At 65.8% G+C, this 21,292-nt stretch carries 19 protein-coding genes; 7 read left to right on the forward strand and 12 right to left on the reverse strand.

Going from position 1 to position 21,292, the window contains the following annotated elements:
- The first annotated feature begins 43 nt into the window (after window positions 1–43).
- The 4 genes from glgC to F6X42_RS03485 all read left to right on the forward strand — a co-directional run bounded on the left by glgC (window position 44) and on the right by F6X42_RS03485 (window position 4,628).
- Complete coding sequence (glgC, locus tag F6X42_RS03470; RefSeq protein ID WP_187632865.1) at window positions 44–1,309, forward strand: glucose-1-phosphate adenylyltransferase; 1,266 nt, start codon at window positions 44–46, stop codon at window positions 1,307–1,309.
- A 120-nt stretch (window positions 1,310–1,429) separates the two neighbouring features.
- Entirely contained in the window at window positions 1,430–2,890 is a 1,461-nt protein-coding gene (glgA, locus tag F6X42_RS03475; RefSeq protein WP_187632866.1) for a glycogen synthase GlgA, read from the forward strand.
- 265 nt (window positions 2,891–3,155) lie between these two features.
- Window positions 3,156–4,022: a pyridoxal kinase PdxY gene (gene pdxY / locus F6X42_RS03480; protein WP_187632867.1), complete on the forward strand. Its 867-nt coding sequence runs from the start codon at window positions 3,156–3,158 to the stop codon at window positions 4,020–4,022.
- Window positions 4,023–4,166: 144 nt separating this feature from the next.
- A complete protein-coding gene (locus F6X42_RS03485) occupies window positions 4,167–4,628 on the forward strand; it encodes a hypothetical protein (protein ID WP_187632868.1) in 462 nt (153 codons plus the stop codon).
- Between the two features lie 61 nt (window positions 4,629–4,689).
- Here F6X42_RS03485 and F6X42_RS03490 read toward each other — a convergent pair whose 3' ends face one another.
- Window positions 4,690–6,606: a DUF3857 domain-containing transglutaminase family protein gene (locus F6X42_RS03490; protein WP_246529948.1), complete on the reverse strand. Its 1,917-nt coding sequence runs from the start codon at window positions 6,604–6,606 to the stop codon at window positions 4,690–4,692.
- 23 nt (window positions 6,607–6,629) lie between these two features.
- The gene (locus F6X42_RS03495; RefSeq protein WP_187632869.1) at window positions 6,630–7,292 is read right to left on the reverse strand and encodes a hypothetical protein; all 663 of its coding nucleotides are present in this window, start codon (window positions 7,290–7,292) and stop codon (window positions 6,630–6,632) included.
- A 314-nt stretch (window positions 7,293–7,606) separates the two neighbouring features.
- Here F6X42_RS03495 and F6X42_RS45240 point away from each other — a divergent pair, with 314 nt between their 5' ends.
- On the forward strand, window positions 7,607–7,741 hold the full coding sequence (locus F6X42_RS45240) for a hypothetical protein (RefSeq protein WP_281393937.1): 135 nt from the start codon (window positions 7,607–7,609) through the stop codon (window positions 7,739–7,741).
- Window positions 7,742–7,948: 207 nt separating this feature from the next.
- Here the strand turns inward: F6X42_RS45240 and hutG are convergent, their stop codons facing one another.
- The 8 genes from hutG to F6X42_RS03535 form a co-directional block, all read right to left on the reverse strand.
- Complete coding sequence (gene hutG / locus F6X42_RS03500) at window positions 7,949–8,761, reverse strand: N-formylglutamate deformylase (protein WP_187632870.1); 813 nt, start codon at window positions 8,759–8,761, stop codon at window positions 7,949–7,951.
- 51 nt (window positions 8,762–8,812) lie between these two features.
- Window positions 8,813–10,198 carry a formimidoylglutamate deiminase gene (locus tag F6X42_RS03505; protein ID WP_187632871.1) on the reverse strand — a complete coding sequence of 462 codons (1,386 nt, stop codon included), beginning with the start codon at window positions 10,196–10,198 and terminating at the stop codon, window positions 8,813–8,815.
- 3 nt (window positions 10,199–10,201) lie between these two features.
- Window positions 10,202–11,443, reverse strand: coding sequence for an imidazolonepropionase (hutI, locus tag F6X42_RS03510; RefSeq protein WP_187632872.1), 1,242 nt, complete (start codon window positions 11,441–11,443; stop codon window positions 10,202–10,204).
- Between the two features lie 83 nt (window positions 11,444–11,526).
- The gene (locus F6X42_RS03515; RefSeq protein ID WP_187632950.1) at window positions 11,527–12,156 is read right to left on the reverse strand and encodes a HutD/Ves family protein; all 630 of its coding nucleotides are present in this window, start codon (window positions 12,154–12,156) and stop codon (window positions 11,527–11,529) included.
- Window positions 12,157–12,185: 29 nt separating this feature from the next.
- Window positions 12,186–13,874 carry a urocanate hydratase gene (gene hutU / locus F6X42_RS03520; protein WP_187632873.1) on the reverse strand — a complete coding sequence of 563 codons (1,689 nt, stop codon included), beginning with the start codon at window positions 13,872–13,874 and terminating at the stop codon, window positions 12,186–12,188.
- Window positions 13,875–13,935: 61 nt separating this feature from the next.
- Entirely contained in the window at window positions 13,936–14,631 is a 696-nt protein-coding gene (hutC, locus tag F6X42_RS03525; protein ID WP_187632874.1) for a histidine utilization transcriptional repressor HutC, read from the reverse strand.
- Window positions 14,632–14,656: 25 nt separating this feature from the next.
- Window positions 14,657–16,177 carry a histidine ammonia-lyase gene (gene hutH, locus F6X42_RS03530; protein WP_187632875.1) on the reverse strand — a complete coding sequence of 507 codons (1,521 nt, stop codon included), beginning with the start codon at window positions 16,175–16,177 and terminating at the stop codon, window positions 14,657–14,659.
- A gap of 231 nt (window positions 16,178–16,408) precedes the next feature.
- Window positions 16,409–17,332, reverse strand: a complete 924-nt coding sequence (locus tag F6X42_RS03535; protein ID WP_187632876.1) for a LysR family transcriptional regulator — start codon at window positions 17,330–17,332, stop codon at window positions 16,409–16,411.
- Window positions 17,333–17,436: 104 nt separating this feature from the next.
- Here F6X42_RS03535 and F6X42_RS03540 point away from each other — a divergent pair, with 104 nt between their 5' ends.
- Entirely contained in the window at window positions 17,437–18,351 is a 915-nt protein-coding gene (locus tag F6X42_RS03540) for an NAD-dependent epimerase/dehydratase family protein (protein ID WP_187632877.1), read from the forward strand.
- A gap of 130 nt (window positions 18,352–18,481) precedes the next feature.
- Complete coding sequence (locus tag F6X42_RS03545) at window positions 18,482–18,664, forward strand: hypothetical protein (protein ID WP_187632878.1); 183 nt, start codon at window positions 18,482–18,484, stop codon at window positions 18,662–18,664.
- Window positions 18,665–18,745: 81 nt separating this feature from the next.
- Here F6X42_RS03545 and F6X42_RS03550 read toward each other — a convergent pair whose 3' ends face one another.
- Both F6X42_RS03550 and F6X42_RS03555 read right to left on the reverse strand, forming a co-directional pair.
- Window positions 18,746–19,492: a DUF899 domain-containing protein gene (locus tag F6X42_RS03550; protein WP_187632879.1), complete on the reverse strand. Its 747-nt coding sequence runs from the start codon at window positions 19,490–19,492 to the stop codon at window positions 18,746–18,748.
- A 93-nt stretch (window positions 19,493–19,585) separates the two neighbouring features.
- Window positions 19,586–20,980, reverse strand: a complete 1,395-nt coding sequence (locus tag F6X42_RS03555) for an NCS2 family permease (RefSeq protein WP_376776313.1) — start codon at window positions 20,978–20,980, stop codon at window positions 19,586–19,588.
- Window positions 20,981–21,292 lie beyond the last annotated feature (312 nt).

Below are 21,292 nucleotides of genomic sequence, written 5' to 3' on the forward strand. Positions count from 1 at the left end.
AAGCAAGCACCGAAGTGCTCGCTTCGCTCCACAGGAGACACCTATGAATACTCCGGCACGGCTAAACGACTTACAGCGCACTACCCTCGCGATCGTCCTCGCAGGCGGCCGCGGCACCCGGCTCGGGCCGCTCACGAACAAGCGCGTGAAGCCGGCGGTGCACTTCGGCGGCAAATACCGGATCATCGACTTCGCGCTGTCCAACTGCCTGAACTCCGGCATCCGCCGCATCGCGGTGGTCACGCAGTACAAGGCGCATTCGCTGCTGCGGCATCTGCAGCGCGGCTGGAGCTTTCTGCGCGGCGAGATGGGCGAGTTCATCGACCTATGGCCCGCCCAGCAGCGCGTCGAAGGCGCGCACTGGTATCGCGGCACCGCCGACGCGGTGTTCCAGAACCTCGACATCATCCACTCGATCCGCCCGAAGTACGTGGTCGTGCTCGCGGGCGACCACATCTACAAGATGGACTACACGCGCATGATCGCCGATCACGCGGACAGCGGCGCCGACTGCACGGTCGGCTGCATCGAAGTGCCGCGCATGGACGCGGTCGCGTTCGGCGTGATGGCGGTCGACGAAAACCGCCGCGTGACCGGCTTCGTCGAAAAGCCGGCCGACCCGCCCGCGATGCCAGGCCGTCCCGACTCGGCGCTCGCGAGCATGGGCATCTACGTGTTCAACGCCGACTACCTGTACACGTTGCTCGAGGAGAACATCGCCGCGATCGACACCGATCACGACTTCGGCAAGGACATCCTGCCGCGCGTCGTCACGCAGGGCGTCGCGATCGCGCACCCGTTCAGCATGTCGTGCGTGTCATCGGACCCGAGCGTCGAGCCGTACTGGCGCGACGTCGGCACGATCGACGCGTACTGGTCCGCGAACCTCGACCTCGCGTCGACGATCCCGACGCTCGACCTGTACGACGAGTCATGGCCGATCTGGACCTACCAGGAGCAGTTGCCGCCCGCGAAGTTCGTACGCGACATGAAGGGGCTGCAGGGCTCGGGCAACAATCTGATCGTTTGCGGCGGCTGCGTGATCTCGGGCTCGCAGATTTCGCGCTCGGTGCTGTCGTCGAACGTGAAAGTGAGTTCGTTCTGTAATATCAATGAGGCAGTCTTGTTGCCGCAGGTCACGGTCGGCCCGAGCTGTCGCCTGCAGAAGGTGGTGATCGACCGTGGCTGCACGATTCCGGAAGGCACGGTGATCGGCGAAGACCCGGCGCGCGACGCCGAGCGCTTTTATCGCACCGACGAAGGCGTCGTGCTGGTCACGCAGGAGGCGTTGCGCAAGCATCCGAACTAGCGCGCGCGCCGCATGCCCGCGCCGGCGGCCACGCCGCCGGCCATCCGGCTTCGCCCGAACCACCGTGTGAACTATTCGCCCACCCCGAGCAACGCTGCCACCCCGACAGAGACCCGGCCTATGACGATTCGCGCCCTGCACGTCGCAAGCGAGCTGTATCCCCTCCTCAAAACGGGCGGTCTCGCCGACGTCGCGGGCGCGCTGCCGTCCGCGCTGATCGAGCGCGGCGCCGACGTGCGGGTGCTGCTGCCGGGCTTTCCGGCCGTGCTCGCCGGCCTGCGGGATCTGCAGCCGGTCGCGCAGCTGGGGAGCCGCTTCGGCGCGCCGAACGTGACGCTCGAACGCGGCACGCTGCCCACCAACGGGCTCACCGTCTATGTGATCCGCGCCGCGACGCTGTACGACCGGCCCGGCAACCCGTATCTGAACGACGAACACGTGCCGTACGGCGACAACGCGCAGCGTTTCGCGCTGCTCGGCTGGATTGCCGCGCAACTCGCGCAGCAGCTCGACCCGACATGGTCGCCGCGGATCGTCCACGCGCACGACTGGCACGCGGGGCTCGCGCCCGCCTACCTGAAGGCCGCCGAACGCGAGCACGGCCGCGCGCCCGCGCGCAGCCTGTTTACGATTCACAACCTCGCCTACCAGGGGATCTTTCCCGCGCATCAGTTCGGCCTGCTCGGCCTGCCGCACGATTTCTTCAACATGCACGGTGTCGAATTCTATGGGCAGCTATCGTTCCTGAAGGCGGGGCTCTACTACGCCGACCGCATCACGACCGTCAGCCCGACCTACGCGCGCGAAATCCAGATGCTCGCGCACGGCGGTGGGCTCGATGCGCTGCTGCGCCATCGCGCGCACGATCTGAGCGGCATCCTGAACGGTGTCGACTACGCGGTGTGGAATCCCGCCACCGATACGTTGCTCGCGACGCACTACAGCGCATCGCGGCTGGCCGGCAAGCTCGCCTGCAAGGAAGCGCTGCAAAAACGCTTCGGCCTCGCGCAGAGAAGCGATGCGCTGCTGTTCGGCGTCGTCAGCCGGCTGACCGAGCAGAAGGGCCTCGATCTGCTGCTCGGCGCGGTGCCCGAGATCGTCAAGCGCGGCGGGCAACTGGTCGTGTTCGGCAGCGGCGATCCGGCGCTCGAGAACGGCCTCAAGATGGTCGCGCAGGCGCATCCGGAAGCGGTCGCGGTCGAGCTCGGCTTCGACGAAACGCTCGCGCATACGATCATCGCCGGCAGCGACGTGGTCGCGGTGCCGTCGCGTTTCGAGCCGTGCGGGCTCACCCAGCTCTATGCACTCGCCTACGGATCGCTGCCACTCGTGCACTGCATTGGCGGTCTCGCGGATACGGTCGCCGACGCATCGCTCGAAAACCTCGCCGACGATCTGGCCACCGGCTTCGTGTTCGAACGCTTCGATCCGCAGGGACTCTCCGGGGCGATCCGCCGCGCGTTCGCGCTCTACGGGCGTCGCACCGAGTGGAAGGCCACGCAGCGGCGCGCGATGCGCCGGGACTTCGGCTGGGGCGCGTCGGCCGATCGCTATCTGGCCTTGTATCGCGAGCTCGTCTGAAGCATCGGCCGCGCGCGAATCTGTCAGATTTTGTTAATCCTCACGCGCGTTTGATGGTTCGGCGCAACAGCACGGGGACGGATCAACTCGCGGCTGTCAAACTCCTGTATCGTTTGCTAACTTGCCGGCGATGCAGATCGTGCGTTTTTCCTGCACCATCCATATCAGGCATGTCTGTCGCGCGGCGCCGGGGTCAACGGTCCGCCCGCGCGAGCCTCCCTTCCTGTTTTGTTGATCGCGCATGACCGGTTGCGCGAGCCTTACCATGACAAAAAATGTTCTGAGCATTCAGTCCCATGTCGTGTTCGGTCACGCCGGCAACAGCGCGGCCGTGTTTCCGATGCGCCGGCTCGGCGTCAACGTGTGGCCGCTCAACACCATGCAGTTCTCGAATCACACGCAATACGGGCACTGGAGCGGCAGCGCGATCGACGCATCGCAGATGGAAGAACTCGTCGAAAGCATCGGCGCGATCGGCATGCTGCCGCGTTGCGACGCGGTGCTCTCGGGCTATCTCGGCACGACGGAACAGGCGCGGGCGGTGATCGAAATCGTCAAGGCGGTCAAGGCGGTCAATCCTCGCGCCTGGTACTTCTGCGATCCGGTGATGGGCGCGGCGGGCGGCTACAAGGTCGATCCGGGCATCCAGGAATTCCTCGTGCGCGAGATGCCGCGAGTCGCCGACGCGATCGCGCCGAATCACATCGAATTGCAGCGCCTCGTCGGCCGCGAGATCGAGACGCTCGAGGAAGCCGTGACCGCGTGCCGCGAGGTGCTCGCGCGCGGGCCGAAGCTCGTGCTCGTCAAGCATCTGCTCGATCGCAACAGTCCGGCGGACTGCTTCAACATGCTCGTCGTCACCGAGCGCGAAGCGTGGATGGGACAGCGCCCGCTCTATCCGTTCGCGCGCCAACCGGTCGGCGTCGGCGATCTGACCAGCGCGGTATTCGTCGCGCGCACGCTGCTTGGCGATTCGATCCGCTCGGCCTTCGAGCACACGCTCGCCGCGGTGAACGCGGTGGTCAAGGCGACCTGGCAGGCCGGGCGCTATGAGCTCGAACTCGTGGCGATGCAAAATGAAATCGCCCAGCCGCGCGAGTGGTTCGATGCGTGGGTCGCGGAGACGGCGTAGTTTCGGTAAGCACGTCGCTCGTCGCCGGGCACCCTCGCCAGCGCCCTGCTGGCGGTCGTCCTATAATGCGTGCCGCGTGGACCAGGGCTTGCGCCCGCGCTCCATGGCATTTTCAGCATCCGGCATACAGCAGACGAGGCATCGATGGACGGTCATATCCGCAGCGAGCGGGAAGAATTTTTCGAGCAGTTGTGCATCAGCGTCGACGCGGACGAAGCGCACGAACAGGAAGCGATCGAGTTCTTCGAGAACCAGTTCGAGCAGCCCGACTTCGATCCGGCGCAATGGCTCGATATCGCGCTCTACTACTCGCTCGCCGTCGCGCGCGGCATCGTCGACATGGTGACGGCCGACGACAAGGCGCGCAGCAACATCGCCGAAGTCATCGCCGACAATCTCGACATCTCATATGGCGAGGACGAGTGCCAGCAGTTCGCCGAGACGATCGGTTTCGCGCTGAACAACGGCGTGCCGGTCGATCTCGACGTGGTGCTCGACGGCTGCCAGCGCGCGATCGACGACCTCGACACGTGGGCCGACGAAGACACGAAGGCGCCACTGCTGCGTCTGCGCGAAGAGCTGCTGCGTCTGCAAGGCGAGCGCTAGGCAGTAGCTCGAATCTGCTCGCAGCAACGCAAAACCGCCACACCGGCCGGCGCAGGGCGCGCTACTGCTTTGCGCTCGCCGCCCGCACGACCACCTCGGCATCGAGATCGCGCTCGATGCGCACGAGGTCGTCGCGAATCGCGATGAATTCGTTTGCCGTGCACATCTGATGCCCGAAGGCGGCGCGCAGATGCCGGTTGACCTGCAACGTGCGCGTCGCCGGATCGAAAACGTAGTGCGACGCGAACGTGAGCAGCGGGTCTTCGACCGTGCTGTCGGTCGGCAGGTCCGTCTCGCGCACGAAGCGCGGCAAGCTGAGCTCCAGCGTTTCATCGAATTCCCCGCCGATGCATGCCCACGGCTGTGTTCTGACGGGCTCCGCGAGCCACGCCTCGACCTGCGAGCCCATGCCGCCGGCGAGGCTCGTCAGCGCCGGCACGGCGGTCGTGCCATCCGGCCAGATCAGATGCGGCACGCTGCCTTGCATCGACGTCGCGAACGGGCCGCCGGTCACGGCGACATCGTCGGTCTGCAACTGCGCGGTGCCGTGCAGTCCGGTTTGCAGCAGACGGCCCGCGGCAAGCTGCTGCGCATGCTGGCGCGTCGCGCGGCGGAACGTGTTGCGCTCGAGTTCCGCGGTATAGCCGATATCCTCGACGCGGTACGCGTAGTGTGCGGTGCCGCTTTCGTCGATGTCGATCTGCACGCGCGCGTTGCGTTCGCGCCGTTGCGTGGCGGGCGTGCGCGCCAGCACGCCGGCGTCGACGAGCAGCACCGGGCGGTCCATCACGCCGCTCGGCAGATAGCCGAATTCGGTGCCGCCCGCCGACGTGTCGGCGAATTGCGCCAGTTCGGGAATCCAGACGATCACGTGATTGATCGCGCTCGCGCCGTAGCCGGGCACGTCGGGCAGCGTGTAGTACGGGCCGAGATTGAGCAGCGCCGGCTCGCTGCGAATGCCGGCCGCCGCGAGCAGCGCGCCGTAGAGCGCGACATGGTCCTTGCAGTCGCCATAGCGGTTGCGCAGGATGTCGGCCGCCTTGTGCGGAATCGCCGCCGTCTCGCCGAGAAAGAGCGCGACGTAACGGATGTTCAGACGCATCCAGTCGTATAGCGCGCGGGCTTTGTCGCGAGGATCGGTCAGGCCCGCCGTCAGTTGTTGCGCGAGACGGACGATTCCCGGGTCCTCGCGGGTCGCGTCGTTGTCGGCGGGACCGCGATAGCGCGCGGCGAAGCTCGCGAAGTCCGGCACCGTCGATACCATCAGCCGGTCGCCCCAGTTCGCGTAGCCGACCGCGCCCGCTTCGAGCCGCGCATACGGGCCGTGCCGATAGTCGAACTCGTAGCGGGTGCGGCCATTCGCGCTGACGGGCGGCAGCGCGACGTAGCCGCGCGCGTCCACATAGAGCGGCACGTCGGCGGGCAGATCGAAGATCAGACGCTGCTCGTCGACGGGCTCGAGCGACGGTTCGACCAGATATCCGAAGGTGCCCGCCTGCAGCGCCTTCGCGCGCGTCTTGCGAAACGCGAGATGCACGCGCGAGCCGGTCTGGACGCCCGGGAAGATCACGGTGCGCAACACGCCGTCCTCGAAGCTCGGCGCGCCGGCCGAGCGCGGCTCCTGAACGTCGCGGATCGCCTCGGGGCGGACCGCATGCGCGGTGCCGTCGGGATCGATCGTTTCGGCGGCCAACAGCTGCACCTGCTCGATGTCCTTGTTGAACCACACGTAGCGTTGCGCGATAGCGTCGACGCCGCTGGCCGTGTCCGCGCGCATCAGCGTGTCGTCGTGTTCCTCGATGGAGCCGTCCTTCTGGATCACGAACAGATGGACGTCGCGCTCGATCGTCGAAGGCGCGGGTTCGTCGGTGGAGGTGACGATGTCGGCCGCGGCCGCGCAAAGGGACAAGGCGATGCACGCGAGCCCGATCAGCGCGATCGACGTGTGCGTCAACGTGACGACGATGTTCCCCAGCATGAAGCGGCCGCCGTCACTCGTCATCACTCGCCGTCGTCGAGCTGGCTCAACAGCGCCTGCAGTTTTTCCACGTGCCTGATCAGCATGTGCCGGTGTTTGTCGATCTGTTCGAGCCGGCCCTCGAGGTCGGCCTGAATGCGTTCGTCGAGTTCGGCCGCGGCCAATACGTCCTCGACCTTCGCGCGCATCGACGCGAGCTCCACCGGCGCATGCAGCAGATGCCGCTCGAAGCGCCGCACTTCCTGCGCCGCGAGATCGCGCACCTTGCGAAAATGCGCGTGACGGCGGTGCGCTTCGACATCGAGCGTTCCTTCCTCGATGCGTCGCGCGGGTACCGGCTGCCCAAAAATCGGCTCGGGCCGCAGTACCGTCTTCTTGCGCACCGGATGCGCGGTGCCGCGAAAGCGCGCGAGCGGCTGCTCGTTGTCGATCGCCTCGCGCGCATTCGACGGGATCTCGTGATCGGCGTGCGGCACGTTCATCCAGCCGCCCGGCAAACCCGTGACCGCCTCGACGCCGCGCACGAACTCCTCGCTGAATTCGCGCTGGCCGGACAGCATCAGCTTCAGATAGCTCGCGGAAAACGTCATCATGCGCGCGAGCCGGCTCGCGGCGCCGACCTCGCTGGTCAGCAACACCAGGTTCGCGCGCCAGACTGGCAGCAGCAGTTCGTCGGAATCTTCCATCGCTGGGTCTTCCATCTTGTCGCCTGATGAATCGATGACCGCATCGCGCATGTCATCGTTTTGAAAGACTAGTCGCGTCGCGGTGTCGCGCGCAATGCCGGTATGCCGCCTGGCGTGCGGTGTGGCCCCCGCATCGGCCAAATTCAGCGCAAAACGCGTCAAAACAGGGCTGATGACACATCGCGTGTTGCATTGACACACGTATTCGCGCGCCGTTCCGACCTGCGTCCGCGTGATGTGGCATGCTGACCCGCCGATGCGGCGCGCGTGGTGCCGCGTCGGTTGCTCCACAACACTGACTTAAGGGTTTTGTAATGAAGAAAATCGTTGTCGCCATCGCCGCAGCCGTCGCCACCCTGAGCACGATCGCGCCCGCTCAGGCCAATGAGCATCATCACGAGTGCCACAAGGTGCACATTCATCATCATTGGGAAAAGCGCTGCCACTAATGGCGGTGAAACCGTGTCCGATGGATGCGGTGCGCATCAAAAAGCCCCGCTTTCGCGGGGCTTTTTTTCATGGCGCGCCGCGTCGTGAAACAGCTGGCGCACGATACGCCCTGCGCGCTCGACGTCCAAACCATTCCATATGAACGCGCCGGCACGCAATCACGGACACATGCTGTTACACCTGCGGGATCCCCGAACGCCTTGAGGTCAGGCTGCCTTCATGCGCGCGAGAGCCGTCGTCACCAGCGCTTCGAGCAGCGGCGCGACCTTCACGGCGAGGTTTTCATCGTACGCGTAGGGCAGGCGCTCTTCCATGTACGTGATCTGCGACAGTTCGAGTTGCACCGCATGCACGCCCTGCTCGGGCCGTCCGTATTGCCGCGTGATATAGCCGCCCTTGAAGCGGCCATTGGCGACCGCCGAATAGCCGCCGTGACGCTCGACTAGCGCGGTCAGCGCGTCGGCCATGCCCGGCGCCGCGCTGGCACCGTTCGAGGTGCCGAAGTTGAAGTCCGGCAGACGTCCGTCGAAAAAACGCGGCACGTGTGAGCGGATCGAATGTGCTTCCCACAACAGCACCTTGCCGTGCTTCGCTTTCAGTGCCGCTAGCTCGCCGGTGAGCGCGTCGTGATACGGCTTCCAGTACGCGTCGCGACGGCGGGCGACTTCGGCGTCGTCGGGAAGATGGCCGTCGAGATAGAGCGGCTCCCTGTCGAACGTATCGACTGGCAGCAGACCCGTGGTGTCCTGCCCCGGGTACAGGTTCGCGCCGTCGGGCGGACGGTTCAGGTCGATCACGTAGCGTGCGTAGGCCGGCGTCAGCATCGACGCGCCGAGGCGCTTCGCGAATGCGTAGAGGCGGTCGAGATGCCAGTCGCAATCGTCGGTGCGTTGCGCGACCGGCGTCATCGTCGCGGCGATGTCGGGGGGAATCCGGGTGCCCAGATGCGGGATCGAGATCAGAAGCGGCAGGCTTCCCTGATGCAGCGAGAAAACCGGCGTGAAGTTCGAAGCAGTCATGTCAGTCCGGAATCAGTGGGATCGAAGAATCGGTTCGGCGGGTCATGGCCGTTAGGCGAGCAGTTCCGCGAGTGCCGCGCGGTAGCGCGCATACGCACCCTCTTCATCGCGATGCCTGCGATCGTCGACGACCTTGACGCCGCCCGCATAGACATCGCGGATCGGCGTGTCGCCGTGCTCGCAGAATACGACGCCCGACAGCCACGCCTCACGCGCATGCTCGGCGATGCTCGAATGAGCGGCGTCGAGCACCAGCCAGTCCGCGCGATGGCCGGGCTGCAACGCGCCGACCGCACGGCCGCTCGCGTGCGCGCCGCCGTCGAGCGCGGCTGCGTACAGTCGATCCGCGACATGCGTAGCTTGCGCCGACGCGAGCACGTTGCGCTGCCGGCGCGTCAAACGCTGTCCGTATTCGAGCAGACGCAGCTCGGCGCGCCAGTCGACACCGATATGGCTATCCGAACCGACACCGATGCGGCCGTGCGCATCGAGGTAGTCGTGCGCGGGGAAAATGCCGTCGCCGAGATTGGCCTCGGTCGTCAGACACAGACCTGCGACCGCGCCGCTCTTCGCGAGCGCGAGCGTTTCGTTCGCATCGACGTGGGTCGCGTGCACGAGACACCAGCGCCTGTCCACGTCGAAACGATCGAGCAGCCATTGCACGGGCCGCGCGCCTTCGGTTTCGATGCACGTGTCGACCTCGGCGGTCTGTTCGGCGATATGGATATGCACGGGCGCGCTCGCGTCGATGCCGCCAAGCAACGCCCGCAACGACGCCTCCGACACTGCGCGCAGCGAATGGGGCGCCACGCCGTAACGCAACGCCGCATGTTCGGGGCGCGCCGCGCGCAGCGTGCCGAGCAGATCGAGCAGGCTCTCCGGCGTATTGATGAAGCGCCGCTGATCGTCGCGCGGCGCGCGCGCGCCGAAGCCGCTGTACTGATACAGCACCGGCAGCATCGTGATGCCGATGCCGCTCGCCGATGCCGCGTCCACTACGCGTTGCGCAAGCTCGGCCTGATTCGCATAGCGCTGACCGTCCTGCGCGTGATGCACGTAGTGGAACTCGCACACCGACGTATAACCCGCCTTCAGCATTTCGATGTAGAGCCACTGCGCGACGCTCGCGAGGCCTTCCGGCGTCATGCGCGCGGCGAATCGATACATCAGCTCGCGCCAGGACCAGAAGTTATCCGTAGCGTTGGCGCGATATTCGGTGAGCCCCGCCATCGCGCGCTGAAACGCGTGCGAGTGAAGGTTCGGCATGCCGGGCATCAGCGGACCCGCCGCCTGTGGCACGCCCGGCAGCGCTTCGACCTGATCTGGCGTGACCGCGCTCAGCGTGCCGTCAGCGTCCCATTCGAGCAGCACGTTGCGGCGCCAGCCCTCGGGCAGATATGCATCAGCGGCGAACAGCGATTGACTGGATTGCGTCATGTGTCAGGTTCTCGTTGAAGTCACACCCGACTCGCGCCGCGTATAAACGGTTTCACCCGCGCGCACGACGCGCGCGCACAGCGGCCGGCCGATCCAGTAAGCGAGCTCGGCCAGCGAATCGACCGACCATACCGCGAAGTCGGCCGCGCGCCCGGCCTGCAGTGCACCGTGCCGATCGTTCTTGCCGAGCGCGCGCGCCGCATGCGCGGTCACGCCTTGCAGCACCTCGGGCACGGTCATGCGAAACAGCGTGCTCGCCATGTTCATCATCAACAGCAAAGAAGTCGACGGCGACGTGCCCGGGTTGCTGTCGGTCGAGATCGCGATCGGCACCTCGTAGCGCCGCAGCAGTTCGAGCGGCGGCAATTGCGTCTCGCGAATGAAGTAGTACGCGCCCGGCAGCAGCACCGCGACGGTGCCGGCTTGTTTCATCGCGGCGACGCCGGCTTCGTCGAGAAACTCGAGATGATCCGCCGACAGCGCGCGATGCCGCGCCGCGAGCGCGGCGCCGCCGCCGTTCGACAACTGCTCGGCGTGCATCTTGACCGGCAGCTGATAGCGCGCGGCCGCGTTGAACACGCGCTCGCTTTGTGCCAGCGAAAAACCGATGCGCTCGCAGAATACGTCGACCGAATCGACGAGGCCTTCGTCCGCGAGCGCGGGCAGCATCGTGTTGCAGACTTCGTCGATATACGCGTCAGCGCGGCCCGCGAATTCGGGCGGCAGCGCGTGCGCGCCGAGAAACGTCGTATAGACCGACACCGGATAGCGCTCGCCGAGTTGCCGCGCGACGCGCAGCATCTTGCGCTCGCTCGCGAGGTCGAGGCCGTAGCCCGACTTGATTTCGATCGCCGTCACCCCTTCGGCGAGCAGCGGTTCGAGCCGCGCGGCCGCTTGCGTGCACAGCGACGTTTCGTCCGCCGCGCGCGTCGCGCGCACCGTCGATACGATGCCGCCGCCCTGCCTCGCGATTTCTTCGTAGCTGACGCCCGCGAGGCGCTGCGCGAATTCGTCCGCGCGCTGGCCGCCATACACGAGGTGCGTATGACAATCGATCAGACCCGGCGTCACCCATGCGCCGCGCAGGTCTTCACGCGGCCATCCGGCATATTGCGCGGGCATTTCAGCCGCCGCGCCGAGCCACGCGATGCGGCCGTCTTCGACCGCGATCGCGGCATCGGCGAGCGTGCGGTGAGGATCGCCCTGCGGGCACAGATTCAGGTGTTGCCAGACGGTTTGCTTCATCGCGTGCTCTTTGCAGCTCGTTGCATGTCGGTGGATGGTTGTCCGTGAGGGAGCGCATGCGGTGCCCCGTCACGGTCGACTCGTCATCGCGTGTAGCGGATCGTGATCGCGAGCACCGCGCCATCGCCCGCCAGCGTGCAAGCAAGCGCGTTCGGCCCGTCGACGCGCAGCGTGTCGCCGGTGTCGAGCCGCACAGTTTGCGCGTGCTCCGTCGCCAACGCGACCGTCACCGCGCCGCCCGCGCAAAACAGCAGGACCACGTCGCTGTCGAGCATGCGCGCCGCATCCGGCTGCGCGCCGGTGCGCCACACTTCCATCTGGCCCTGCGCCACATCGCGCCGAACCATCAGGTTGAAGTCGCGCGTCGCGCCGTCGACGAGCCGAGCGTCGATACGCGCCTCGCCGTCGAAGCGCGCAATGTCGAGCGGCTGGCGCAACGCATGCGTGTTGACGACGCCCGCATCGCCCAGCTCATCGAGCAGCATGCCCGCGCCACACAGCAACACGAGCGTCCGGTCCACGCCGTCGAAGCGCGAGAACGGTCCCGCCTGCGCGACATCGGCGACGCTCACGCGCCACATGAAGTCGTTGCTCGCCGCGCGCTGGCCGCCGCCGGGCGACGGAAACGCCGCGACCTCGCGCGTGACCCCGCCGCCGTTTTTCCACGGCGCCGCCACGAGCTCGGCGCCGCGAATCAGCGTGACGCCTGCCATGTTGCCCGCGTCGTTGGCAACGGTCACGATCAGCGTCCCAGCATCGGCAGGTTGAGGCCAGCGTCGCGCGCGGTTTGCTGCGCGAGTTCATAACCCGCATCCGCGTGACGCATCACGCCGGTTGCCGGATCGTTCAGCAGCACACGGCCGAGGCGCTCGTGCGCGGCTTGCGTGCCGTCCGCGACGATCACGACGCCCGCGTGCTGCGAGAAGCCCATGCCGACGCCGCCGCCATGATGCAGCGAGACCCACGACGCACCGCCCGCCGTGTTCAGCAGCGCGTTGAGCAGCGGCCAGTCGCTGACCGCGTCCGAGCCGTCTTTCATCGATTCGGTTTCGCGGTTCGGGCTCGCGACCGAACCGGTATCGAGGTGATCGCGGCCGATCACGATCGGCGCCTTCAGCTCGCCGTTCCTGACCATTTCGTTGAACGCCTGGCCGAGGCGATAACGATCTTTCACGCCGACCCAGCAGATCCGCGCCGGCAGGCCCTGGAACGCGATGCGCTCGCGCGCCATGTCGAGCCAGTTGTGCAGGTGCGGATCGTCGGGGATCAGTTCCTTGACCTTCGCGTCGGTCTTGTAGATGTCCTCCGGGTCACCGGACAGCGCGACCCAGCGGAACGGGCCCTTGCCTTCGCAGAACAGCGGACGGATATACGCCGGCACGAAGCCCGGGAAATCGAACGCGTTTTCCACGCCCATTTCGAGCGCCATCTGGCGGATGTTGTTGCCGTAGTCGAGTGTTGCCGCGCCGCGTTGCTGCAGCGTCAGCATCGCCTGCACCTGGTTCGCCATCGACTGCCTGGCCGGCGTGACGATACTTTCCGGCGCGGTCTTCATCCGTTCGCGCCAGTCTTCCACGGTCCAGCCTTGCGGCAGGTAGCCGTGGATCGGGTCGTGCGCGCTGGTCTGATCGGTCACGCAGTCCGGCGTGATGCCGCGCGCGACGCACTCGGCGAACACGTCGGCGGCATTGCCGAGCAGGCCGACCGATACCGGCTTGCCGGCGCGCTTCGCCTCGTCGAGCATCGCGAGCGCCTCGTCGAGCGTCTTCGCTTTCCTGTCGACGTAGCGCGTCTTCAGACGGAAGTCGATGCGCGTCTCGTCGCATTCGACCGCGATCATCGAGAAGCCCGCCATCGTCGCCGCGAGCGGCTGCGCGCCGCCCATGCCGCCGAGACCACCGGTCAGAATCCAGCGGCCTTGCGGATCGCCGTTGAAGTGCTGGTTGGCGACCGCGAAGAACGTCTCGTAGGTGCCCTGCACGATGCCCTGGCTGCCGATATAGATCCAGCTGCCCGCTGTCATCTGGCCGTACATCATCAGGCCCTTGCGGTCCAGTTCGTGAAAGTGTTCCCACGTCGCCCAGTGCGGTACGAGGTTCGAGTTCGCGAGCAGCACGCGCGGTGCGTCCGCATGCGTGCGGAACACGCCGACCGGCTTGCCCGATTGAATCAGCAGCGTTTCGTCTTCGTTCAGGTCCTTCAGCGATGCGAGGATCTGGTCGAAGCAATCCCAGTTGCGCGCGGCGCGGCCAATGCCGCCGTACACGACGAGCGCGTGCGGGTGCTCGGCCACTTCGGGGTCCAGATTGTTCTGGATCATCCGGTACGCGGCTTCCGCGATCCAGGTCTTGCAGGTCTTTTCGGCGCCACGCGGTGCGCGGATCGTGCGAGTCGGATCAAGACGCGGATCGATGTGTTTCGGATTGTTCATGGTGTCCCTCGGAAGGCGTGAAGATGTTCGACAAAGATTCGACGAAGACGGGAAAGCGAATTCAGAAATGCCCCGTGAAGCGGTAACGGGTGCCCGGATGCCACAGATTCGCAATCGAGGCGACCTCGCCTTGCGACCACGTGCGCCGGTGCAGCACGAGACACGGCTCACGTTCACTCATGCTCAGCAGCTCGCGCGTCGTGTCGTCGGCCGCGAGCGCCTCGATGCGGTATTCGACGCGCTGCAGCGGCGCGACACGCACCAGGTACTGGTTCGGCGTCGTGTTCGTGAAGTCCTGCAACGCGTATTCGGGCGCGACGGCCGGGTTGACCCAGCGTTCCTCGAGTTGCACCGGCTCGTCGTTTTCGAAATGCAGCAGGCGCGAATGGAATACGGGGCTGCCAGCGCTCACCTGCATCTCTTCGGCGAGCGCCGCATCGGCGATGCTTGCGCCGAGGTTCAGCACCTTCGCGTGATAGCGATGACCGCGCGCGACGATTTCATCGGAGATGCTGCGGATCGCCACCAGGGTCGACTCGTACTTGGGCCGGGCGACGAAAGTGCCCGAGCCTTGTACGCGTGTGAGCACCTGCTCCGAGGTCAATTCGCGCAACGCACGGTTGACCGTCATGCGCGCGACGCTGAACTCGCGCGCCAGCTCGTTTTCGGACGGCACCTGGTCGCCTTCGCCCCACTCGCCCGCATCAATGCGCGCGAGGATGAAGTCCTTGATGCCCTGATAAGCGGGTGCGTTCATCGGTGTGATCCGCGCTGTCGACGACTTATCGTTCCGACGCGAACGAGAACGGGCTCAGCTTCGCGACCGCGCCGGCCTGTACGAGCTTCGTGACCGCCGCGATGTCCGGTGCGAAGTAGTGATCGAGCTCGTAGTGCGCAACGTCCTTGCGCACGAGGTCCATCACCTTCTGCAGGCTCGGGCTGGTCTTGTGCGGCGCGCGCAGATCGACGCCCTGGGCGGCGGCGAGTAGTTCGATCGACAGGATGTTCGCGGTGTTCTCGGCAATATCGCCGAGCTTGCGCGCGGCGAACGTCGCCATCGACACGTGGTCTTCCTGGTTCGCCGACGTGGGCAGCGAATCGACCGAGGCCGGATGCGCGAGCGTCTTGTTTTCCGACGCGAGCGCGGCGGCCGTCACGTGCGCGATCATGAAGCCGGAGTTCACGCCGCCATCCTTGACAAGGAACGGCGGCAGGCCCGACAGCGTCGCGTCGATCAGCAGTGCGATGCGGCGTTCCGCGAGCGCGCCGATTTCCGCCACGGCGAGCGCGAGGTTGTCCGCGGCGAACGCGACCGGCTCGGCGTGGAAGTTGCCGCCCGACAGCACTTCGCCGGTATCCGGGAAAATCAGTGGATTGTCGGAGACCGCGTTCGCTTCCGTCAGCAGCGTTTCGGCGGACTGACGCATCTGGTCGAGACACGCGCCCATCACCTGCGGTTGGCAGCGCAGGCTGTACGGGTCCTGCACCTTGTCGCAGTCGATGTGCGACACGTTGATCGCCGAACCTTGCAGCAGCGAGCGATAAGCCGCCGCCGCGTCGATCTGGCCTTGATGGCCGCGCAATTCGTGGATGCGCGCATCGAACGGCTTGACCGAGCCCATCGCCGCATCCACCGACAGCGCGCCGGTCACCAGCGCCGTGCGGAACAGGTCTTCGATCGCGAACATGTTGTAGAGCGCGAGCGCGGTCGAAGCCTGCGTGCCGTTCAGCAGCGCGAGACCTTCCTTCGCCTGCAGCGTGAGCGGCTTCAGACCGACGAGCGCGAGGCCTTCGGTGGCGGGCACGCGCTCGCCCTTCGCGAACACTTCGCCGACGCCGAGCAGGATCGCCGACATATGCGCGAGCGGCGCGAGGTCGCCCGATGCGCCGACCGAGCCTTTGACCGGGATCACCGGCAACACGTCGGCGTTGAACAGCGCGATCAGCGCTTCCATCACTTCGCGGCGGATGCCCGAGTGGCCGCGGCCGAGGCTCGACAGCTTCAGCGCGATCAACAGACGCACGACCGGGCGCGACATCGGCTCGCCGACGCCGACCGCGTGCGACAGCACCAGATTGCGCTGCAGCAGTTCGAGCTGATCGCGCGGGATGTGCGTGCTGGCGAGGCGGCCGAAGCCAGTATTGATGCCGTAGGCCGGCTCGCCCTTCGCCGCGATGTCGGCGACGGCCTGCGCGCACGCGTCGATGGCGGCATGGCTCGCGGGATCGAGTTGCAGGGTGACGTGTTCACGCGCGATCCGGCGCAGTTGCGGGAGGGTCAGGTAGCCGGGCTTCAGAATCATGATTGTCATCCTGTCTATACAAGTTCAAATAAGTCTAGCCGGCGAGCCTTGTATATACAACTTGTTTTTCGAGATTTCGCGCCTGGGGATTTCCATTATTTGACGTGTGGCGTCGGCGGGAAACCGGGACGCTCGCCCGGGCGTCGCCTACGGCTCGTTCGGGACGCCCAGGGTCGGCATGGGCCGCCGTGGTTTTCTCCACAGTTGTATATACACCCTCCCGATGCGCGATTACAGCTTGACTCGCGCCGCGATGAAATCCAGAAAGCACTGCACGCGCCCCGCGAGCGATGCGCTCTGGTAGTACACCGCATGCACCGGTTGCCGTTGATCGACGAGCAGGTTGCCGAGAATCGGCACGAGGCGGTTTTCGCGCACGTCGGCGGCGGTCATGAAGTCGGCCAGACAGGCGATGCCCCAGCCGGATAACGCCAGTTGCCGCAAGGTTTCGCCGCTCGACGCGGTGATCGACGGTTCGATCTTCAGCAGCGCGGCTTCGTCATGTCGAGCCCGGCTTTTGCGACGCCCGTTGCCGCCCGCGCGCAGCGGCCAGCGATTCAGATGTTCCGGCGCCGTAAAACCGATCAGCCGATGCGCGCGCAACGCGTCGAGCGTCGCCGGCTCGCCGTGCTCAGCCAGATATGCCGGACTCGCGAGCACGCGCAGCCTGCTGAAGCCGAGCGCGCGCGCATGCAGCGTCGAATCCTGCAGCGCGCCGATGCGAATCGCGATGTCGACCTTCTGCTCGAGCAGATCGACGATCCGCTCGTTGCTGGTCAGCTCGAGCCGGATCTCCGGATACAGCGCCGAAAACGCGGTCATATGCGGCGCCACGCAATGCAGCATGAACGGCGACGCCGCGTCGACGCGCAAGCGCCCCGACGGCCGTCGGCGGCCGCGCGCGACCGATTCCTCGGCCTCTTCGAGCGCGTCGAGAATCGCGCGGGCGCGCCGCAGGAACGCGTCGCCCTCCTCGGTCAGATGCAGGCGCCGCGTCGTACGCGTCACCAGCGCGGTGTCGAGCTTCCGCTCGAGCCGCGTGAGCGCGCGGCTCACGCCGGAGACGGTCTGCCCCAGCTTCTCGGCCGCGGCGGTAATCGAGCCGCTGTCGATCACGGTGACGAACACGAGCAACTCGTCGGTGGACGTTTTCATTGTTGATTTCAAATCAAGATTGATTTGAGACTAACACGCTTTCTGCGAGAATCCGCGCGAGCGATACTGCGTGCCTGTAGCAGTCTTTCCATCAGGAGAACGTCTTGAAGATTTTCGTTACTGGCGCAAGCGGTTTTATTGGCGGCTCGGTCGCGGCGCATCTGGCGCGCGCCGGCCATCAGGTGCGCGGGCTGATTCGCAAGCCCGAACACAGCGCCGAGTTGCAACGGCTCGGCATCGAACCGGTGCTCGGCACGCTCGAGAACCGCGCGTTGCTGAGCGCCGAAGCGCAAGCGGCAGACGCCGTCGTCAACGCCGCGAGCAGCGATCACGAAGGCGCGGTGCGCGCGCTGATCGACGGACTCGCGGGTTCGGGCAAGGTGTTCCTGCACACGAGCGGGTCGAGCATCGTCGGCGATGCGTCGGGCGGCGAAGCGGGTGAAGCACGCATCTATCACGAAGACGCGCTGCCCACGCCGAGCGCCGACAAGGCCGCGCGCGTCGCAATCGATCAACTGGTGCTCGACGCCGCGCAACGCAACGTTCGCTCGGCCGTGCTGTGCAATACGCTGATCTACGGTCACGGCGCGGTGGCCGGCAGCGCGAGCGTGCAGTTGCCGCGGCTCGTGCGCCAGGCGCAGAAGAGCGGCGTCGTGCGTCATGTGGGCAGCGGCGGCAACATCTGGTCGAACGTGCATATCGACGACGTCGCCGAGCTGTATCGGCTCGCGCTCGATAAAACCCCTGCCGGCACGTTCTATTTCGTCGAAAGCGGCGAAGCGTCGTTCCGCGACATGAGCGCAGCGATCGCACGCGCGATGAAGCTCGACGCGCCGCAGGACTGGCCGCTCGAAGACGCGAAACAGGAGTGGGGCTATGAAATGGCCTCGTACGGTCTTGGCTCGAACAGCCGCGTGCGCGGCGAACGCGCGCGCAAGCTGCTCGGCTGGCAACCGCGGCGCACGTCGGTAATCGAATGGATCGAGCGCGCCATGATGGTGCCGCAAAGCACCGTTTGACGCGGCTTTGCGCGCCGCGCGACGTAAGCTGTGTAAGCGCGGCCGTTGCGAATCCGTAAGCTCCTTTCGATAGAATCGCGGGCACCTGACGGTGCGATTGCACCGTCGCACCCACGCCCCGATTCGACCGATGAGCCTCGCGCTGAACTTCGACTGGCTGACCAACCTGATGGCGATTCTGTTCGTCGTCGCGTGTCTGCATGACACGCGCTACGACGAATACGGCGTGCTGACGCTCGCCGCCGCGGTGATGAGCCTCATCGTCATGGCAATGGAGCTGTTCCTCAGACCCGCCTTCGAGATGGCGCTGTAGCGCATTCATGCAGCGCAGAGGCGGCGCGCCGGCTAGCGCGGCGCGCGCCCGTCGCCCTCTTCGTCCACACGTTGCACCGCTTCACACCGTATACGATCCGCACGCCGGGCAAACCGCCTGCGCGTGGTCGTCATAGCGGTCGTGATGCCTGACCCAGTCGGTCAAATTGCTGTTCTCGTTACGGCCTTTTGGCGCGATGTCCAGAAGCGCATACGTGTTCACGAAGCGCTCGTCGCCGCGCCCGTAACATGAGTACGTGTGGTACACGTCGCCGCTTTCGTCCTTGTAGAACACGCTGTGGCCGTGCTGTTCGTCGATGCCGACGTCCTGCTCGGTGAAGTTGTAGAACGCCTTTTTGCTCGCCAGTTGCTCCGGCGTGAACGACACGTGGTAGTCGAAATTGAAATCGCTTCCGCTCGACGACACCCACGGGAAGGTCCATCCCATGCGCCGTTTGAACGCGTCGATCTTCGCGAGCGGCGCGTGCGATACCGTCACGTAGCTGACGTCGTGATGAACGAGATGCGTGAGTATGCCGGTCATATGGTCCGACAGGAACGAGCAGCCGACGCAACCTTCCTGCCAGTCGGGGCCCAGCATGAAGTGATAAACGATCAGCTGGCTGCGGTCATCGAACAGCTCCGCGAGCGTCTTGCGGCCTTCCGGCGTTTCGAACGTATAAAGCTTTTCGACCTTGACCCACGGCAACTCCCGACGCTTGCGCGCGAGTTCGTCACCGGCGCGCATATGCGCTTTTTCTTCGGCGAGCAGCGCGCGGCTCGCGGCAAGCCACTCTTCGCGACTGGCGATGCGATGTTGCGGTTCCATCTGCGTCTCCTTTTCCTCGTGACCATACGGTTATGGTTTAGAAGCGCTGGCGCGAAAGTCAAGGTGCAGACCTGCCAATACCCGCCACTCAACTCAAATCGCCCAGCCGCCGAGATAAAACCCGACCAGCACCACCGCGATCGCCACGGTGCCCACATTGAGCTTGCGATACTCGCCGCTAACCACGCGTCCGATCACGAGCGTCGCGAAGCCGAGCATGATGCCGGTCACGATGTTCGCGGTCAGCACGATGAACACCGCGCACACGAGCCCCGCCATCGCGTCGACCATGTCGTCCATATGCAGCTTGCTCACGTTGGACAGCATCAGCAGCCCCACGTACATCAGCGCGGGCGCGGTCGCATACGAAGGCACCAGCGCGGCGAGCGGCGAGAAAAACATCACGACGAGAAACAGCAGACCGACCACCGCCGCCGCCATCCCCGTCTTCGCGCCCGCCGCGACGCCGACCGTCGACTCGATATAGGCGGCCGCCGGCGCGCCGCCGAGCAGGCCCGAGAAGATCGAGCTCAGCGAATCGGCGGTCAGCGCGCGGCCGCCGTTGATGATGCGGCCGTTCTCGTCGAGCTGGCCCGCCTGGCCCGCGACCGCGCGGATCGTGCCGGTCGCGTCGAACACGGCGGTCATCACGAGCGCGAGCACGCTCGGCAGCACCGCCATCGACAGCGCGCCCTTCACGTCCATCGCGCCGATCAGCGACGCATGACCCGGCGCGCTCAACGACGGCACCGCGAACACACCATGAAACGCCACGGCCGGATCGATCGCGAGCCCGATCGCCGAGATCGCGACGATCACGATCAGGATCGAACCCGGCACGCGCCGCCGCACGAGCCCGACGATCGCGGCGAGTCCGGCGACCGACATCAACGCCGGCAATGCCGTAATCTGCCCGAGCGACACCGGCAGCCCGGCCCCCGGATTCTTGACCACGAGGCCGACGTCGTTCGCGGCGATCAGCAGCAGGAACAGGCCGATGCCGATCCCGGTGCCATGCGCGATGCCGGCCGGCAGATTGCGCAGGATCCACGAGCGCACGCCGGTCACCGAAATCGCGGTGAACACGACCCCCATCAGAAACACCGCGCCGAGCGCGACGTTCGGATGCAGGCCCTTGCCGAGCACGAGCCCGAACGCGGTAAACGCGGTCAGCGAGATCGCGCAGCCGATCGCAATTGGCAGACGCGCCCACGCGCCCATCAGCAGCGAGCCGAACGCCGTCGTCAAACAGACGGCGACGAACACCGCGCTGGTGTCGAAACCGGCCTTGCCGAACATGCCCGGCACGACGAACACGGAATAGACCATCGCGAGAAAGGTCGTGATGCCCGCGACGATCTCCTGGCGCTGCGTGCTGCCGCGCGCGGAAATGTCGAAGTAGCGGTCGAGAAAGCCCTTGGGGTGGAATGGCTCGGTGTCGAAGGATTCGCTCGCGACGTCGGAATTCGCGAGGGCCTGGGGTTCCATCATGATGAGTGCCTCCTTTATCAGCGTGCTGAAACGGCCGCTTGAGCGGCCGTCATCAGGTTCGTCTCGTGGATTTGTCGGTGTGGGTAGCGCTTTTCTGAGTCGAAATGTAGGTGAACACAACTATGTGTCCAATCGCATGAATGGCATGCCGGACATGTCGCGCGACGTATAACTTTTGCGCGACGGTCGCTCGCGCGAGCGCGCCGCGCGTTTACACCTACCGGATTCAGCCATCCGCGAAACAGCCTTCCACGCCGTTCGCGAAAGCCTGCCCACGCGGCAGCGCAGGTTAAACTCTGGGCCGTACCC

The organism is Paraburkholderia podalyriae (assembly GCF_014397785.1).
Taxonomy (GTDB): domain Bacteria; phylum Pseudomonadota; class Gammaproteobacteria; order Burkholderiales; family Burkholderiaceae; genus Paraburkholderia; species Paraburkholderia podalyriae.

What these genes read in the sequence shown, in the direction of transcription:
- pdxY (WP_187632867.1), top strand. Translation starts at nt 3,156, where the DNA reads ATGACAAAAAATGTTCTGAGCATTCAGTCCCATGTCGTGTTCGGTCAC.
- F6X42_RS03515 (WP_187632950.1), bottom strand. Translation starts at nt 12,156, where the DNA reads ATGGCAGGCGTCACGCTGATTCGCGGCGCCGAGCTCGTGGCGGCGCCG.
- F6X42_RS03495 (WP_187632869.1), bottom strand. Translation starts at nt 7,292, where the DNA reads ATGGAAGATTCCGACGAACTGCTGCTGCCAGTCTGGCGCGCGAACCTG.
- glgA (WP_187632866.1), top strand. Translation starts at nt 1,430, where the DNA reads ATGACGATTCGCGCCCTGCACGTCGCAAGCGAGCTGTATCCCCTCCTC.
- F6X42_RS03545 (WP_187632878.1), top strand. Translation starts at nt 18,482, where the DNA reads ATGAGCCTCGCGCTGAACTTCGACTGGCTGACCAACCTGATGGCGATT.
- hutG (WP_187632870.1), bottom strand. Translation starts at nt 8,761, where the DNA reads ATGACTGCTTCGAACTTCACGCCGGTTTTCTCGCTGCATCAGGGAAGC.
- F6X42_RS03550 (WP_187632879.1), bottom strand. Translation starts at nt 19,492, where the DNA reads ATGGAACCGCAACATCGCATCGCCAGTCGCGAAGAGTGGCTTGCCGCG.
- F6X42_RS45240 (WP_281393937.1), top strand. Translation starts at nt 7,607, where the DNA reads ATGAAGAAAATCGTTGTCGCCATCGCCGCAGCCGTCGCCACCCTGAGC.
- F6X42_RS03505 (WP_187632871.1), bottom strand. Translation starts at nt 10,198, where the DNA reads ATGACGCAATCCAGTCAATCGCTGTTCGCCGCTGATGCATATCTGCCC.
- F6X42_RS03555 (WP_376776313.1), bottom strand. Translation starts at nt 20,980, where the DNA reads ATGGAACCCCAGGCCCTCGCGAATTCCGACGTCGCGAGCGAATCCTTC.
- F6X42_RS03490 (WP_246529948.1), bottom strand. Translation starts at nt 6,606, where the DNA reads ATGCTGGGGAACATCGTCGTCACGTTGACGCACACGTCGATCGCGCTG.
- F6X42_RS03485 (WP_187632868.1), top strand. Translation starts at nt 4,167, where the DNA reads ATGGACGGTCATATCCGCAGCGAGCGGGAAGAATTTTTCGAGCAGTTG.
- hutH (WP_187632875.1), bottom strand. Translation starts at nt 16,177, where the DNA reads ATGATTCTGAAGCCCGGCTACCTGACCCTCCCGCAACTGCGCCGGATC.
- hutI (WP_187632872.1), bottom strand. Translation starts at nt 11,443, where the DNA reads ATGAAGCAAACCGTCTGGCAACACCTGAATCTGTGCCCGCAGGGCGAT.
- glgC (WP_187632865.1), top strand. Translation starts at nt 44, where the DNA reads ATGAATACTCCGGCACGGCTAAACGACTTACAGCGCACTACCCTCGCG.
- hutU (WP_187632873.1), bottom strand. Translation starts at nt 13,874, where the DNA reads ATGAACAATCCGAAACACATCGATCCGCGTCTTGATCCGACTCGCACG.
- hutC (WP_187632874.1), bottom strand. Translation starts at nt 14,631, where the DNA reads ATGAACGCACCCGCTTATCAGGGCATCAAGGACTTCATCCTCGCGCGC.
- F6X42_RS03535 (WP_187632876.1), bottom strand. Translation starts at nt 17,332, where the DNA reads ATGAAAACGTCCACCGACGAGTTGCTCGTGTTCGTCACCGTGATCGAC.